The organism is Thermomonas aquatica (genome assembly GCF_006337105.1).
Lineage (GTDB): Bacteria > Pseudomonadota > Gammaproteobacteria > Xanthomonadales > Xanthomonadaceae > Thermomonas > Thermomonas aquatica.
In genome coordinates, this window is the sequence record NZ_CP040871.1 from 973,662 (window position 1) to 987,503 (window position 13,842).

A 13,842-nucleotide genomic window follows, 5' to 3' on the forward strand; every position below is an offset into this window, starting at 1 on the left:
CGGCAGAAACGAAAACGCCGGGCATGGCCCGGCGTTCCGTCGAAGCGATCCGCGCGCGGATCAGAGCAGGTGGGCGACGCCGGCGCGCTCTTCCTCGAGCTCGGCCAGGGTCTTGTCCATCGCCGCGCGGCTGAACTCGTCGACCGGCAGGCCTTCGATGCGGGTGTATTCGCCGTTGGCGCAGGTCACCGGCACGCCGTACATCACGCCCTCCGGGATGCCGTAGCTGCCGTCGGACGGCACGCCCATCGTCACCCACTTGCCGTCGGTGCCCAGCGCCCAGTCGTGCATGTGGTCGATGGCGGCGTTGGCGGCCGAGGCGGCCGACGACAGGCCGCGTGCCTCGATGATCGCGGCGCCGCGCTTGCCGACCTGCGGGATGAAGGTGTTGGCGTTCCAGTCGGCGTCGTTGATCTTGTCCTTCAGCGACTGGCCGTTGACGGTGGCGAAGCGGTAATCGGGATACATGGTCGGGCTGTGGTTGCCCCACACCACCAGCTTCTCGATGTCCGCCACGGCCACGCCGGCCTTGTTGGCCAGCTGCGACAGCGCGCGGTTGTGGTCCAGGCGCAGCATCGCGGTGAAGTTCTTCGCCGGCAGGTCGGGCGCGGACTTCATCGCGATGTAGGCATTGGTATTGGCCGGGTTGCCGACCACCAGCACCTTGACGTTGCGGCTGGCGACCTTGTTCAACGCCGCGCCCTGCGCGGTGAAGATCTTGGCGTTCTCGAGCAAGAGGTCCTTGCGCTCCATGCCCGGGCCGCGCGGACGCGCGCCGACCAGCAGGGCGTAGTCGGCGTCCTTGAACGCGACTTCCGGATCATCGGTGCCGACCATGCCGGCCAGCAGCGGGAACGCGCAGTCTTCCAGCTCCATCATCACGCCCTTCAGCGCGGCCTGGGCCTTCTCCATCGGCAGTTCCAGCATCTGCAGGATCACCGGCTGGTCCTTGCCCAGCATTTCGCCGGAGGCGATGCGGAACAGCAGGGCGTAACCGATCTGGCCGGCGGCGCCGGTGACTGCAACACGGACGGGGGCTTTCATTGTGTTCGACTCCTGGAAAAACGCTGCGGCGCACGGGCCGCAGCGATTGAACGAAATGGGATCACGCCAGTTCGGCGAAGAATTCCTGGATGCGCGCCAGGCCCGGCGCCAGCTGCGGCGTCGGGCAGGTGTAGCTGATGCGCAGCGCGCGCGGCTCGCCGAACGCGGAGCCCGGCACGCAGGCCACGCCCTTGGCTTCCAGCAGCGCATTGCAGAAGTCGACGTCGTTCTCGATCTTCGTGCCGTCATGCGACTTGCCGAACGCGCAGCTGATGTCCGGGAACACGTAGAACGCGCCCTGCGGACGCGGGCAGACCACGCCCGGGATCGCGTCCATGACCGCCATCACCTGGTCGCGCTTGGCCTGGAACTCCAGGTTCTTCTGCACCGGCACGTCCTGCGGGCCGCTGAGCGCGGCGATCGCGGCAGCGGTGACGATCTCCGGGATGTTGGTGATGTGGTTGGAGTTCATCGTGGTCACCGCCTGCGCCACGGATTCCGGGCCGGCCATGAAGCCGACGCGCCAGCCCGGCATGCCATAGGTCTTGGACAGCGAGTCGATGAAGATCGTGCGGTCGCGCAGTTCCGGGCGCACGTGCACGAAGTTCACGTATTCCAGCCCGTCGAACAGCATGCGGTTGTAGATGTCGTCGGTGATGATCCAGGTGTCCGGATACTTCACCAGCACGTCGGCCAGCGCGACGATCTCGTCGCGGGTGTAGACCATGCCGGTCGGGTTGGACGGGTTGTTGAACAGGAACACCTTGGGCTTCTTCGCCAACGCGGCGTCGAGCTGGGCCGGCGTCATCTTGTAGTCCTGGCTGGCCGGGCACGGCAGCAACTCGACCTTCGCGTTGACGATCTCGGCGATGTCCATGTAGCTGGTCCAGTACGGCACCGGGAAGGCGATGGTGTCGCCCTCGTCCAGCAGCGCCTCGGCCAGGTTGTAGATCACGTGCTTGGCGCCGATGCCGGTGGCGCAGTTGACCCGCGCGTAGCCGGTCAGGCCGATCTTCGCCATGTGCGCGATGAACGCATCCAGCAGGGCATCGCTGCCGCGGTTGCTGCCGTACTGTCCGCTATCCTTCGCGAGCGCTTCACGCGCGGCGGCATAGACGTGCTCGGCGGGCAGGAAGTTGGGAACGCCGATGGAGAAGCTGATGATGTCGCGGCCTTCGGCCTTCAGGCGCTTGGCCTTCTCGGCGACCTGCATGATGGCGCTGGGCTTGGCGCGGCCAATGCGCCGGGCGAGTTGAGGCATCGTGGGGAACCTCGGAACGGGGCCGCGGAACCGCGGCATGGACGTGGGAGAAAGCCTTCAAATGTTAGCACAGCCGCACCACCCGACCGCCCCCGGCACGGCCCCGCAACGCCTCCGCCGCCGGCTCTGCGCGCTGTCCCTGCTCGCCGCGTTCGCGCTGCTGTCCGGCTGCTCGTCGACCCAGGTGCGCAGCGCCACCGATACCGCCGGCAAGCCGCTGGCGCTGTCCGGCACGGTGGCGCTGATCGAGCCGGACATCGAGCTGTCCGAACTCGGCGCCGGCGGCATGGCCGAGCCGCGCAAGGAATGGACCCATGCCGCCCGCCTGCTCTACCCGCAGGCCGCGCGCGAGGCGCTGGCGGCGCAGGGCATCGGCATGGCCCCGGACTTCGTGCTGCCCGCCGATGCCGGCCCGGACGACCGCCTGCGCCAGCTGACCCTGCTCAGCCAGGCGGTGTCGATGAGCATCCTGCGCTATGGCCGCGGCAACGGTCCCGGCACCCTGCGCAACAAGCACGGCAAGTTCGACTGGAGCCTGGGACCCGGGGCCGTGGAACTGCGCAAGGCCACCGGCGCCGACTACGGCCTGTTCACCTACATCCGCGACAGCTACGCCAGCGGCGGCCGCACCGCCATGCGCATCGCCGGCCTGCTCCTGCTCGGCGGCGACATCGGCGGCGGCATGCAGGTCGGCGTGGCCTCGCTGGTCGACCTGCGCACCGGCCAGGTGGTCTGGCACAACCTGCTGATCGACCAGACCGGCGACCTGCGCAACCTGCAGGGCGCGCGCGAAACCGCCGGCGACCTGCTCAAGGGCGTGCGCGGCGCGCCGGCGGTACCGGCGCAATGAGCGCGACGCCCCGCACGCTGGCGCTTGCCGCCGCCGCATTGCTTGCCGGATGCGCCTCCGGCGCGCCCTTGCGCGACAACGCGCCGGGCACCGCGCCCGCCGCCGGCAGCGACGAATCCGAACTCTGGTATGCGATGGAACGCGCCGAGACCGAACTCAAGCGCTCGCCGCTGCTGGTGCGCGATCCCGCGCTCAACGACTACATCCGCGGCGTGGCCTGCAAGGTCGCCGGCGGGCATTGCCGCGACCTGCGGGTGTACGTGATGGACGTCCCGCAGTTCAACGCCAGCATGGCGCCGAACGGGATGCTGCTGTTCTGGACCGGCGCCCTGCTGCGCATCCGCGACGAGGCCGAACTCGCCTTCGTGCTGGGCCATGAAACAGGCCACTTCACTGCGCAACATTCGCTCAGGCAGTGGCGGCGGATGAAGGACGCAAGCGCCTGGCTCAGCGCCTTCCAGGTGGTCGCCTACGGCGCGGGCGCCGGCGGCATCGCGCAACTGGGGATGCTGGCCGGCTATGCGGCGATCTTCAAGTATTCGCGCGACATGGAACGCGAGGCGGATCGCCTGGGTTTCGAGGGCGTGGTCGAACACGGCTGGGCGCCGTCCGCCGGCGCCGACCTGTGGGCGCGGATGTGGCGCGAGGAACAGACCCGCAAGTACGACCGCCCGCTGCCGGTGTTCTCCACCCATCCGGCCTCGCAGGAACGGTTGAACGACATCAAGGCCGAAGCCGCGGCAATCGCCGATGCGCCGACCGATCGCGGCCGCGACCGCTACCGCGCCGCGGTACGGCCGCTGCTGCCGAAACTGCTGGACGCGGAACTCGGCAATCGGCGCTATGCCGGCTCGATCCTGGTCATCGGCGAACTGCTCGCCGATGCGCCGGTCGAGGACAAGGGCCTGCTCACCTTCTACCTGGGCGAGGCCTATCGCCGCCGCGGGTTGGGCGACGACAAGGCCAAGGCCGCGTCGTACTACGCGCAGGCGCTGGCGCTGCCGAACCCGCCGGCGGCGGCATGGCGCGAACACGGGTTCGCTGCGCGCGCATCCGGCGACGCGCCCGGCGCGCGCGCAGCGCTGCAACGCTACCTGCAGGAAGCGCCGAACGCGGACGACCGGGCTTTCGTGCAACGCGAACTCGACAAGCTTGGAGGCGCGCGATGAAGCATGCGTTGAAGCGGCCCATGCGGGTCCTGGCCGGCATCGCGCTGGCGCTGCTGCTCGCCGCCTGTGCCGCCGGCGGCCCGCTGGTCACCGCCGGGATCCAGCGCATCGGCAGCAACCTGAGCATCGAGGCCGGCATGGAATGGTCGCGCACGCAGGGCGCGCGCGAACAGCTGTGGACCATCGATGGCCCGCAGCTCAACAGCCTGCACCTGATCCCGGTCGTGCGCGAACGCGAGTTCATCTTCCTCGGCGAGCGCCAGACCAGGCGCCGGCCGGACGGCGCGTTCTACCACCGCGGCATGCGCCCGGACGAACTGCGCGACCTGGTCGCCGACGGCATGCGCGCCGCGGGCGCGGTCAACGTGGTGGCCAGCAACCTGCGCCCGGCGGACTTCGGCGGCCGCGAGGGCCTGCGCTTCGAGATGGCGATGGACAGCGAAACCGGGCTCAATTACCGGGCGATGGCCGCCGCCTTCGAGCACGACAAGGGCCTGGCGCTGGCCTTGTACTACGCGCCGGCGGAGTACTACTACCCGCGCGACGAGGCCAAGGTCAGCGCGATGCTGGACACGCTGCGCTGGAAGTAGGCCGCGACCCGCGAAAACGAAAAGGGCGGCCGCGGCCGCCCTCTCCTGCACCGCTCCGATGGCTCAGGCCGCGAGGATCCTGTTCCACTCGGCCACGCGATCCGCCTTGGCGGCCAGCACGGCATCGGCATCGCCTTCGATCCGGACCGACTTGATCTTGTCGCCCTGGCGCACGGCATCCACCACGTCCAGGCCGTCGATCACCTTGCCGAACACGGTGTGCTTGCCGTTGAGCCACGGGGTCGAGACGTGGGTGATGAAGAACTGGCTGCCGTTGGTGTTCGGGCCGGCATTGGCCATCGACAACACGCCGCGGTCGTGGCCCAGGCCGTTGTTGGCCTCGTCCTCGAAGCGATAGCCCGGGCCGCCGCGCCCGGAGCCTTCCGGGCAACCGCCCTGGATCATGAAATCGGCGATCACGCGGTGGAAGTTCAGGCCGTCGTAGAAGCCGCGCTTGGCCAGGTTGACGAAGTTGGCGACGGTCAACGGCGCCTTGTCGGCGGCCAGTTCGATGCGGATCGGGCCGCGGTCGGTGTCGAAAGTGGCGATCAGGCTCATCTTGTTCATCTCCGGACGCCCGGACGGGCGCATGAACCCGATATAATAACCGGCTACCTTCATTTCAACCCGCGCCCTGCCTGCCCACGCCTGCAGCCGGTGCGGCTTCAACGAGCCCCGCAACAATGTCCGTCGAACGCCTCCGCAACATCGCCATCGTCGCCCACGTCGACCATGGCAAGACCACCCTCGTCGACTGCCTGCTGAAGCAGTCCGGCACGCTCAACGAGCGCACCGTCCTCGCCGAGCGCGTGATGGACAGCAACGACCAGGAAAAGGAACGCGGCATCACCATCCTGGCCAAGAACACCGCGATCACCTGGCAGGGCAACCGCATCAACATCGTCGACACCCCGGGCCACGCCGACTTCGGCGGCGAGGTCGAGCGCGTGCTGTCGATGGTGGATTCGGTACTGATCCTGGTCGACGCGATGGACGGCCCGATGCCGCAGACCCGCTTCGTGACCCAGAAGGCGTTCGCGATGGGCTTCCGCCCGATCGTGGTGGTCAACAAGATCGACCGCCCCGGCGCGCGCCCGGACTGGGTGATCGACCAGGTGTTCGACCTGTTCGACAAGCTCGGCGCCACCAATGAGCAGCTGGATTTCCCGATCGTGTACGCCTCCGCGCTGCATGGCTTCGCCAGCCTCGAGGACACCGTCCGCGAGGGCGATATGACCCCGCTGTACGAGGCGATCATGCAGCACGTGCCGGCGCCGCCGGTGGCCAGCGACGGCCCGTTCCAGATGCGCATCTCGCAGCTGGACTACAACAACTTCGTCGGCGTGATCGGCATCGGCCGCATCCAGCGCGGCACGTTGAAGAAGAACATGCCGGTCACCGTGATCGACCGCGAGGGCAAGAAGCGCCAGGGCAAGGTGCTGCAGGTGCTGGGCTTCATGGGCCTGGAGCGCATCGAGCAGGAGAGCGCGGAAGCCGGCGACATCGTCGCCATCTCCGGCATCCAGGACCTGACCATCTCCGACACCATCTGCGCGATCGACGCGCCGGAACAACTGCCGGCGCTGACGGTCGATGAACCGACGATTTCGATGACCTTCCAGGTCAACAACTCGCCGTTCGCCGGCAACAAGGATCTGTCGGGCGGCAAGTTCCTCACCAGTCGCCAGATCAAGGACCGCCTCGAGCGCGAGACCGTGCACAACGTGGCGCTCAAGGTCGAACAGCTGGAGGATGCCGACAAGTTCCTGGTCAGCGGCCGCGGCGAACTGCACCTGTCGGTGCTGATCGAGAACATGCGCCGCGAGGGCTTCGAGCTGGCGGTGTCGCGTCCCGAGGTGATCATCAAGGAAATCGACGGCCAGCTGATGGAGCCGATCGAGCAGCTGGTGGTCGACGTCGAGGAAATCCACCAGGGCGGCGTGATGGAGAAGCTGGGCACCCGCAAGGGCCAGCTGAAGAACATGGAATCCGACGGCAAGGGCCGCGTGCGCCTGGACTACCAGATCCCGGCGCGTGGCCTGATCGGCTTCCAGAACGAGTTCCGCACCCTGACCCAGGGTTCGGGCCTGCTGTTCCACGTGTTCGACCATTACGGCCCGAAGGAAACCGGGCAGATCGCCAAGCGCCTGAACGGCGTGATGATCGCCAATGCCGCCGGCGCCACCCCGGCCTACTCGCTGGGCCCGCTGCAGGAGCGCGGCAAGCTGTTCGCCGCCGAAGGCGACCAGGTGTACGAAGGCCAGCTGGTCGGCATCCACTCGAAGGACAACGACCTGACGGTGAATGCGATCAAGACCAAGCCGCTGACCAACATGCGCGCCTCCGGCAAGGACGATGCGATCCAGCTGACCCCGGCGATCAAGTACACGCTGGAACAGGCGCTGGACTTCATCGACGACGACGAGCTGGTCGAGATCACCCCGAAGGAAATCCGCCTGCGCAAGAAGCTCTTGACCGAGAGCGACCGCAAGCGCGCCAGCCGCTCGGCGTAAGGACCAAGGCGAGGACGCGCCCGATGAGCGTGTTCCTCGGCTGGATGCCGGACGCGGCCGTCCAGGCCGCGCTGGCCGACATGCAACACCGCATCCGTGAGGCCCTGCCCGCGGATGCGCCGCGTCACGACTGGCGCATGCCCGCGCAGCGGCACATGACCCTGCGCTACCTCGGCGAATCCGTCGACGGCGCGCAGCGTGCGCGCATCGAAGCGGCGATGGCCGGTCTCGCGGCGGAAACGCCGACCGCCGACGCATCGATGGCCGGTGCGCAGTACTGGCCGCACGCGCGGGTGCTGGTGGCGAAGGTCGAGGCGTCGGATGCGCTGAAGGCGCTGCTCAGGCGACTCGAGACCGAAATGCAGGGCTGCGGCTTCGCGAAGGAGCGCGCGCAGACCGCGCACATCACCCTCGCCTACCTGCCGCGCGGTTCGCAGCCGCCGTCACTGCCCGATGCGGGGTTTGCCGCGGCGCCGCTGCGCATCGGCCGCATCGACCTCTTGCAGACCGTTCCCGGCGGCTACATGTCCTTGGCATCATGGCCCTTCGCGCCAGGGACGACGCCGGCATGACCGACAAGCATTACAACCCGGATCCGCATGCGCACCCCGGCCTGCACATCATCGCCATCGTCGAGGCGGTGAAGGGCTCGCTGGCGCTGCTCGCCGCCAGCGGACTGGAACTGATCGGCCCCGCCCCGCTGCAGCGCTGGGTGCACGAACTGATCGCGCGCTTCCAGCTGGATCCCAGCCACGGCGCGGCCGCATGGCTGGCGCAGGCGATCAATCCCGGCGCGGTGCACCTGGCCGCCGCGGTGGCCGCCCTGTACGGCATCGTCCACCTGATCGAAGGCTGGGGCCTGTGGCGGGCCAAGGCCTGGGCTTCGTGGCTGGGCTGCATCGCCGCCGCGCTGTACCTGCCGTTCGACATCTACGCCTTCGCCCTGCACCGCCACTGGCTGGAGGCCGCGGTGGTGGCGATCAACCTGGTGGTGGTGTGGGTGCTGGCGCGCGACCTGATGGTGCGCCGCCGCTGAGTTGCCGCGGCTTCCGCCACGCGCGATGCTTGCGCGTCCATTCCGGGAGCCAACCATGCGCCGACTCGCCCTTTCGTTCGCCATCTCGTTGGCGCTGCTCGCCGGGTGCAAACAGGCTGCGCAGGCACCCGATGCGTCCGTCGCCACACCCGCAGCTGCCGACGCGGCCCCGGCTGCATTTGCCTTCGAAGAAGCCAGCATCGCCTCGCTGCGACAGCAAATGGCTTCAGGCGCAGTCAGCAGCCATGCGTTGACCCGGGCCTATCTCGACCGCATCGCCGCCGTCGACGATGCCGGCCCGATGCTCAACGCCGTCATCGAAACCAATCCCGATGCACTGAAGCAAGCGGATGCGCTGGATGCCGAGCGCAAGGCCGGCAAGCTGCGCGGCCCGCTGCACGGCATCCCGGTGCTGCTGAAGGACAATATCGATGCCGTGCCGATGGTGAATTCGGCGGGTTCGCTGGCGCTCGCGAACCATCGACCGAAGACCGATGCCTTCCTCGTCGCCAAACTGCGCGCGGCCGGCGCGGTGATCCTCGGCAAGACCAACCTCAGCGAATGGGCCAACATCCGTTCGACGCGCTCGAGCTCCGGCTGGAGCGCGCGCGGCGGGCAGACCAGGAATCCCTACGCTCTGGACCGCAATCCCTGCGGCTCCAGCGCCGGCACCGGCACCGCGATCGCGGCCAACCTGGCCACGGCCGGCATCGGCACCGAGACCGACGGCAGCATCCTGTGTCCCTCCGCGGTGGCCGGCCTGGTCGGCATCAAGCCGACGGTGGGCCTGGTCAGCCGCAGCGGGATCATCCCGATCTCGCATTCGCAGGACACCGCCGGGCCGATGGCGCGCAGCGTGGCCGATGCCGCGGCCGTGCTCACCGCGATCGCCGCCGCCGATCCGGCTGACGCGGCATCGAAGGAACGCGTCGACGGTACCGCCATCGACTACACCGCGCACCTGAAAGCGGATGCATTGAATGGCGCCCGCATCGGCGTGGTGCGCAAGCTGATGGGCTACCAGCCGGATACCGATGCGGCGATGGAGCGCGCCATCGCCGCGCTGAAGGCCGCGGGTGCGACGGTGGTCGATGCCGAGATCCCGACCCTGGGCCAATGGGACGCCGCCGAACTCGACGTGCTGCTGTACGAACTGAAGGCGGATCTCAACGCCTACCTGGCCGCCAGCGGCGCGCCGGTGAAGACGCTGGCCGATGTCATCGCCTTCAACAAGGCGCATGCCGATACGGAAATGCAGTACTTCGCCCAGGAACTGTTCGAGCAGGCGCAGGCCAAGGGCGCGTTGACCGACAAGGCCTATCTCGCCGCGCGCGACAAGGCGCGCCGGCTCGCCGGCCCCGAGGGCATCGACGCGGCGCTGAAGAAACAGCGGCTCGATGCGCTGGTCGCGCCGGCGATGTCGCCGGCGTGGCCGACCGACCCGATCAACGGCGACCATTTCGTCGGCGCCGGCTACGGCGCCGCCGCGGTCGCGCGCTATCCCAGCATCACCGTGCCGATGGGCGATGCGCATGGCCTGCCGCTGGGCATCGCCTTCATGGGCCCCGCATGGAGCGAGGCGCGCCTGATCGAACTGGCCTATGCCTACGAACAGGCGAGCAAGGCGCGCAAGCCGCCGAGGTTCGCGCCCACGGTGGACCTCGCCGCGCCGAAGTGAGCGGCGCGCCGGTCCCGCGCCGGACGGTTCAGAGCCCGACGATCTGCCCGCGCTTGCGCACGATCAGCATCGCGATCTCCAGCGCCTGCTCGTAGTTGAGGCGCGGATCCACGGTGCTGCGGTAGGCGCGTTCCAGGTCGCTCTCGGTGAGCTCGCGCGCGCCGCCGAGGCATTCGGTCACGTCCTCGCCGGTCAGTTCCAGGTGCACGCCGCCCAGGTGCAGGCCGGCCGCCGCATGCGCGTCGAACGCCTGCTCCAGCTCGCTGCGGATGTTGCGGAAGCGGCGGGTCTTGTAGCCGTTGGTGGTGCTCTCGGTGTTGCCGTGCATCGGATCGCAGATCCACAGCACGCGCTTGCCCTCGCGCTTCACCGCGGCCAGCAGCGGCGGCAGTTTTTCCGCGATGTGCGCCGCGCCCATGCGGTGGATCAGGGTCAGGCGGCCCGGCTCGTTGTCGGGATTCAGCGCCTCGATCACCTTGAGCAGTTGCTCGGGCGCGACCGAGGGGCCGATCTTGAGACCGATCGGGTTGCGGATGCCGCGGAAATATTCGACGTGCGCGCCATCCAGCTGCGCGGTGCGCATGCCGATCCACGGGAAATGCGTGCTGAGGTTGAACCAGCCCCAATTGCGCGGCACTTCGCGGGTCTGCCCTTCCTCGTACGGCAGCAGCAGCGCTTCGTGCGAGGTGTAGAAATCGACCCGGTTGAGGTTGTGCAGCTGGTTGCCGGACAGCGTCTCCATGAAGCGCACGGCATCGCCGATGCCGTCGACCATGCGCCGGTATTCGTCGGCCAGCGGCGAGTGCCCGACCCAGCTCAGGTTCCAGTACTCGGGATGGTGCAGGTCGGCGAAGCCGCCGTCGATCAGCGAACGCACGAAGTTCATCGTCATCGCCGAGCGCGCATGCGCCTTGATCATCCGGCGCGGATCGGGGATGCGCGCCTCGGCGGTGAACTCGGGGCCGTTGACGATGTCGCCGCGATAGCTCGGCAGCGAGACGCCGTCGCGTTCCTCGCTGTCGGCCGAACGCGGCTTGGCGTACTGCCCGGCGAAGCGGCCGATGCGCACCACCGGCAGGCGCAGCCCGTGCACCAGCACCAGGCTCATCTGCAGCAGCACCTTCAGGCGGTTGGAGATCACCTCCGAGGTGCAGCCGTCGAAGGTCTCCGCGCAGTCGCCGCCCTGCAGGATGAAGCGCTTGCCTTCCTGCGCCTCGGCGATCTGCTTTTTCAGCGCCAGGATTTCCCAGGACGTGACCAGCGGCGGCAAGGCGTGCAACTCGCGCAGCGCGCCATCCAGCGCCGCCGCGTCCGGATAGGTCGGCATCTGCAAGGCGGTGCGCTGGCGCCAGCTGGAGGGCGACCAATCTGCAGGGAGGTTCACGGCGGTGGCGTTGGACATGGCGACTTCAGGGCTTGTGCGTTGCTGCATTGCATCATCGCGCTGCACCCCGGCCACCGCAACAGTTACCTGTGGAACAGATGCTTCTCTCGACGTTTCCATCCCGCATATAGCGCCCATGCGCCGAGCGCGACGAACCACAGCAGGCACCACATCGGCATGCTCAGGCCGAGGAATTTCCAGTCGATGTTGCTGCAATCGCCGGTGGCCAGCAGCACCTGCCGCGCCGCGCCGAGCCAGGAATGCTGCTCGACGATGAAGTTCAGGCCGGGGCCGCAACTCGGCAATTCAGGCGGGTTGAGCTGCACCCAAGAGTGGCGGCCTGCGTAACTCGCGCCGAACCCGGCGGCGAGCAGTGCGAGCAGCGACCACCCCTTGCGCGCACCGGCTGCGCGCGGCGACAGCAGGCCGGCGAGCAGGAACACCAGGCCCAGGGCAGCGAAACAGATGCGCTGGAAAATGCAGAACGGGCAGGGCTGGATGCCGAGCTGGAACTGCACGTAGAACGCATAGCCCAACAGTGCGGCGCAAATGGCGAAGCCAAGCAGGAATTGCGCTCGGAACGACCAACGAAACGGATTCATGCGCCTGCCTTGCGTGGGGATCGCCCGATTATCGTCCAGATGCGCAGAAACGAAAAACCCCGGAAGTCCCGGGGTCTTTCGATACTGCCATGGCGATGCCGATTACTCGGCAGCAGCCTGCGGGCGATCCACCAGCTCGACGTACGCCATCGGCGCGTTGTCGCCGGCGCGGAAGCCGCACTTCAGGATGCGCAGGTAACCGCCCGGACGCTGCGCGTAGCGCGGGCCCAGCACGGTGAACAGGGTGCCCACCGCTTCCTTGTCGCGCAGGCGCGCGAAGGCAAGGCGGCGATTGGCCACGCCGTCGACCTTGGCCAGGGTGATCAGCGGCTCGGCGACGCGGCGCAGTTCCTTGGCCTTCGGCAGGGTGGTGCGGATCAGCTCGCTCTTGAACAGCGAGGCGGCCATGTTGGAGAACATCGCGCCGCGGTGGGCGCTGGTGCGGCTGAACTTGCGGCCGGATTTCTGGTGGCGCATGGGAACGGTTCCTTACGAAAGAATGGTGTGTCGTTGGGTTTCGCTGTCGCCGTCCTGGCGTTGCAACTTGGACTGCGGTTGGTCCGTGCCGGCATCCCTTGCCGGTCGTGCCGCGAACTTGGGTTCGTCGGCCTTGGTACTGCGTGAGTTGCGGCTTGCCGGAGAGCCGGAGCCGCGGCCCGCATCGCTGCGGGCCGTGGATCGCGTATCAGCCGAGCATGCCGTGCGCCGAGATCCCGACCGGCGGCCAGTTCTCGAGCTTCATGCCGAGCGACAGGCCGCGCTGGGCCAGCACTTCCTTGATCTCGGTGAGCGACTTCTTGCCCAGGTTCGGGGTCTTGAGCAGTTCCACTTCGGTCTTCTGGATCAGGTCGCCGATGTAGTAGATGCTCTCCGCCTTCAGGCAGTTGGCCGAACGCACGGTCAGCTCCAGGTCGTCGATCGGGCGCAGCAGCACCGGATCCACGCCGCTGGCGACCGGCTTCGCCGCACCGCGGTCGCGGTGGGTGAAGTCGCCGAACACCGACAACTGGTCGCTGAGGATGTCGGCGGCGGTGCGCACGGCTTCCTCGGCGTCGATGGTGCCGTTGGTCTCGATGTCCAGCACCAGCTTGTCGAGGTCGGTGCGCTGCTCGACGCGCGCGGCTTCCACCGCGTAGGCGACGCGGCGGACCGGCGAGAACGAGGCGTCCAGCATCAGGCGGCCGATCGCACGGGTTTCCTCGTCCGGGCGGCGACGCGCGGCGGCCGGCTGGTAGCCGAAGCCGCGGCTGATGGTGAGGCGCATGTTCAGCGCCACGTCCTTGGTCAGGCTGGCGATCACGTGGTCGGGGTTCAGCACCTCGACGTTGTGGCTGGTCTTGATGTCGCCGGCGGTGACGACGCCCGGGCCCTGCTTCTTCAGCTCCAGGGTGTCGCTGTCGCCGCTGTGCATGCGGATGGCGACATCCTTCAGGTTCAGCAGGACTTCGAGCACGTCTTCCTGCAGGCCTTCGACCGTGGTGTACTCGTGCAGCACGCCGTCGATCTCGACTTCGGTGATCGCGAAGCCGGGGATCGAGGACAGCAGCACGCGGCGCAGCGCGTTGCCGAGGGTGTGGCCGTAGCCGCGTTCCAGCGGTTCGATCACGACCTTGGCGCGGTTGTCGGCGATGCGCTCGATCTGCGGGCCGCGGGGGCGCAGCACTTGGGTTGCGGTAACCGTCATTCGTGATGTCTCCTGAAGCACCCGGTTCATG

At 68.1% G+C, this 13,842-nt stretch carries 14 protein-coding genes; 7 read left to right on the top strand and 7 right to left on the bottom strand.

The features are described from left to right. Nucleotides 1–60: 60 nt before the first annotated feature. Both FHQ07_RS04670 and FHQ07_RS04675 read right to left on the bottom strand, forming a co-directional pair. The gene (locus FHQ07_RS04670; protein WP_139715712.1) at nucleotides 61–1,044 is read right to left on the bottom strand and encodes a malate dehydrogenase; all 984 of its coding nucleotides are present in this window, start codon (nucleotides 1,042–1,044) and stop codon (nucleotides 61–63) included. Between the two features lie 61 nt (nucleotides 1,045–1,105). Beyond that, nucleotides 1,106–2,305: a pyridoxal phosphate-dependent aminotransferase gene (locus FHQ07_RS04675; protein WP_139715713.1), complete on the bottom strand. Its 1,200-nt coding sequence runs from the start codon at nucleotides 2,303–2,305 to the stop codon at nucleotides 1,106–1,108. A gap of 61 nt (nucleotides 2,306–2,366) precedes the next feature. On the opposite strand from FHQ07_RS04675, the gene FHQ07_RS04680 reads away from it, so the two are divergent. The 3 genes from FHQ07_RS04680 to FHQ07_RS04690 are packed head-to-tail and all read left to right on the top strand — an operon-like array spanning nucleotide 2,367 to nucleotide 4,914. Then, the gene (locus tag FHQ07_RS04680; RefSeq protein ID WP_139715714.1) at nucleotides 2,367–3,155 is read left to right on the top strand and encodes a hypothetical protein; all 789 of its coding nucleotides are present in this window, start codon (nucleotides 2,367–2,369) and stop codon (nucleotides 3,153–3,155) included. Then, a complete protein-coding gene (locus FHQ07_RS04685; RefSeq protein WP_139715715.1) occupies nucleotides 3,152–4,324 on the top strand; it encodes a M48 family metallopeptidase in 1,173 nt (390 codons plus the stop codon). Before FHQ07_RS04680 ends, FHQ07_RS04685 begins: the two co-directional genes overlap by 4 nt. A gap of 20 nt (nucleotides 4,325–4,344) precedes the next feature. Then, nucleotides 4,345–4,914 carry a hypothetical protein gene (locus tag FHQ07_RS04690; RefSeq protein ID WP_139715716.1) on the top strand — a complete coding sequence of 190 codons (570 nt, stop codon included), beginning with the start codon at nucleotides 4,345–4,347 and terminating at the stop codon, nucleotides 4,912–4,914. A 63-nt stretch (nucleotides 4,915–4,977) separates the two neighbouring features. Here the strand turns inward: FHQ07_RS04690 and FHQ07_RS04695 are convergent, their stop codons facing one another. Continuing rightward, nucleotides 4,978–5,472 carry a peptidylprolyl isomerase gene (locus tag FHQ07_RS04695; protein ID WP_139715717.1) on the bottom strand — a complete coding sequence of 165 codons (495 nt, stop codon included), beginning with the start codon at nucleotides 5,470–5,472 and terminating at the stop codon, nucleotides 4,978–4,980. 125 nt (nucleotides 5,473–5,597) lie between these two features. Between FHQ07_RS04695 and typA the strand changes: the two genes are divergently transcribed. The 4 genes from typA to FHQ07_RS04715 are packed head-to-tail and all read left to right on the top strand — an operon-like array spanning nucleotide 5,598 to nucleotide 10,141. Continuing rightward, nucleotides 5,598–7,427, top strand: a complete 1,830-nt coding sequence (gene typA / locus FHQ07_RS04700) for a translational GTPase TypA (protein WP_139715718.1) — start codon at nucleotides 5,598–5,600, stop codon at nucleotides 7,425–7,427. A 23-nt stretch (nucleotides 7,428–7,450) separates the two neighbouring features. Further along, nucleotides 7,451–7,999, top strand: a complete 549-nt coding sequence (locus FHQ07_RS04705) for a 2'-5' RNA ligase family protein (protein WP_139715719.1) — start codon at nucleotides 7,451–7,453, stop codon at nucleotides 7,997–7,999. Then, nucleotides 7,996–8,463, top strand: a complete 468-nt coding sequence (locus FHQ07_RS04710; RefSeq protein ID WP_139715720.1) for a DUF2127 domain-containing protein — start codon at nucleotides 7,996–7,998, stop codon at nucleotides 8,461–8,463. Before FHQ07_RS04705 ends, FHQ07_RS04710 begins: the two co-directional genes overlap by 4 nt. Before the next feature lie 55 nt (nucleotides 8,464–8,518). Beyond that, the gene (locus FHQ07_RS04715) at nucleotides 8,519–10,141 is read left to right on the top strand and encodes an amidase (RefSeq protein WP_139715721.1); all 1,623 of its coding nucleotides are present in this window, start codon (nucleotides 8,519–8,521) and stop codon (nucleotides 10,139–10,141) included. Between the two features lie 28 nt (nucleotides 10,142–10,169). On the opposite strand, the gene FHQ07_RS04720 is transcribed toward FHQ07_RS04715, so the two are convergent. From FHQ07_RS04720 to FHQ07_RS04735, 4 genes are all read right to left on the bottom strand, one after another. After that, nucleotides 10,170–11,543: a class II 3-deoxy-7-phosphoheptulonate synthase gene (locus FHQ07_RS04720; protein WP_168191464.1), complete on the bottom strand. Its 1,374-nt coding sequence runs from the start codon at nucleotides 11,541–11,543 to the stop codon at nucleotides 10,170–10,172. Between the two features lie 65 nt (nucleotides 11,544–11,608). Next, the gene (locus tag FHQ07_RS04725; RefSeq protein ID WP_139715723.1) at nucleotides 11,609–12,127 is read right to left on the bottom strand and encodes a disulfide bond formation protein B; all 519 of its coding nucleotides are present in this window, start codon (nucleotides 12,125–12,127) and stop codon (nucleotides 11,609–11,611) included. A gap of 102 nt (nucleotides 12,128–12,229) precedes the next feature. Then, nucleotides 12,230–12,604 (bottom strand): 50S ribosomal protein L17, encoded by a 375-nt coding sequence (gene rplQ, locus FHQ07_RS04730; RefSeq protein WP_139715724.1) that lies wholly within the window; start codon nucleotides 12,602–12,604, stop codon nucleotides 12,230–12,232. A 208-nt stretch (nucleotides 12,605–12,812) separates the two neighbouring features. Beyond that, nucleotides 12,813–13,811 carry a DNA-directed RNA polymerase subunit alpha gene (locus FHQ07_RS04735; protein WP_139715725.1) on the bottom strand — a complete coding sequence of 333 codons (999 nt, stop codon included), beginning with the start codon at nucleotides 13,809–13,811 and terminating at the stop codon, nucleotides 12,813–12,815. Between the last annotated feature and the right edge of the window lie 31 nt (nucleotides 13,812–13,842).

Excerpts from the sequence above, each read along its gene's own strand:
- FHQ07_RS04670 (WP_139715712.1), bottom strand. The coding sequence starts at position 1,044 with ATGAAAGCCCCCGTCCGTGTTGCAGTCACCGGCGCCGCCGGCCAGATC.
- FHQ07_RS04675 (WP_139715713.1), bottom strand. The coding sequence starts at position 2,305 with ATGCCTCAACTCGCCCGGCGCATTGGCCGCGCCAAGCCCAGCGCCATC.
- FHQ07_RS04680 (WP_139715714.1), top strand. The coding sequence starts at position 2,367 with ATGTTAGCACAGCCGCACCACCCGACCGCCCCCGGCACGGCCCCGCAA.
- FHQ07_RS04685 (WP_139715715.1), top strand. The coding sequence starts at position 3,152 with ATGAGCGCGACGCCCCGCACGCTGGCGCTTGCCGCCGCCGCATTGCTT.
- FHQ07_RS04690 (WP_139715716.1), top strand. The coding sequence starts at position 4,345 with ATGCGGGTCCTGGCCGGCATCGCGCTGGCGCTGCTGCTCGCCGCCTGT.
- FHQ07_RS04695 (WP_139715717.1), bottom strand. The coding sequence starts at position 5,472 with ATGAGCCTGATCGCCACTTTCGACACCGACCGCGGCCCGATCCGCATC.
- typA (WP_139715718.1), top strand. The coding sequence starts at position 5,598 with ATGTCCGTCGAACGCCTCCGCAACATCGCCATCGTCGCCCACGTCGAC.
- FHQ07_RS04705 (WP_139715719.1), top strand. The coding sequence starts at position 7,451 with ATGAGCGTGTTCCTCGGCTGGATGCCGGACGCGGCCGTCCAGGCCGCG.
- FHQ07_RS04710 (WP_139715720.1), top strand. The coding sequence starts at position 7,996 with ATGACCGACAAGCATTACAACCCGGATCCGCATGCGCACCCCGGCCTG.
- FHQ07_RS04715 (WP_139715721.1), top strand. The coding sequence starts at position 8,519 with ATGCGCCGACTCGCCCTTTCGTTCGCCATCTCGTTGGCGCTGCTCGCC.
- FHQ07_RS04720 (WP_168191464.1), bottom strand. The coding sequence starts at position 11,543 with ATGTCCAACGCCACCGCCGTGAACCTCCCTGCAGATTGGTCGCCCTCC.
- FHQ07_RS04725 (WP_139715723.1), bottom strand. The coding sequence starts at position 12,127 with ATGAATCCGTTTCGTTGGTCGTTCCGAGCGCAATTCCTGCTTGGCTTC.
- rplQ (WP_139715724.1), bottom strand. The coding sequence starts at position 12,604 with ATGCGCCACCAGAAATCCGGCCGCAAGTTCAGCCGCACCAGCGCCCAC.
- FHQ07_RS04735 (WP_139715725.1), bottom strand. The coding sequence starts at position 13,811 with ATGACGGTTACCGCAACCCAAGTGCTGCGCCCCCGCGGCCCGCAGATC.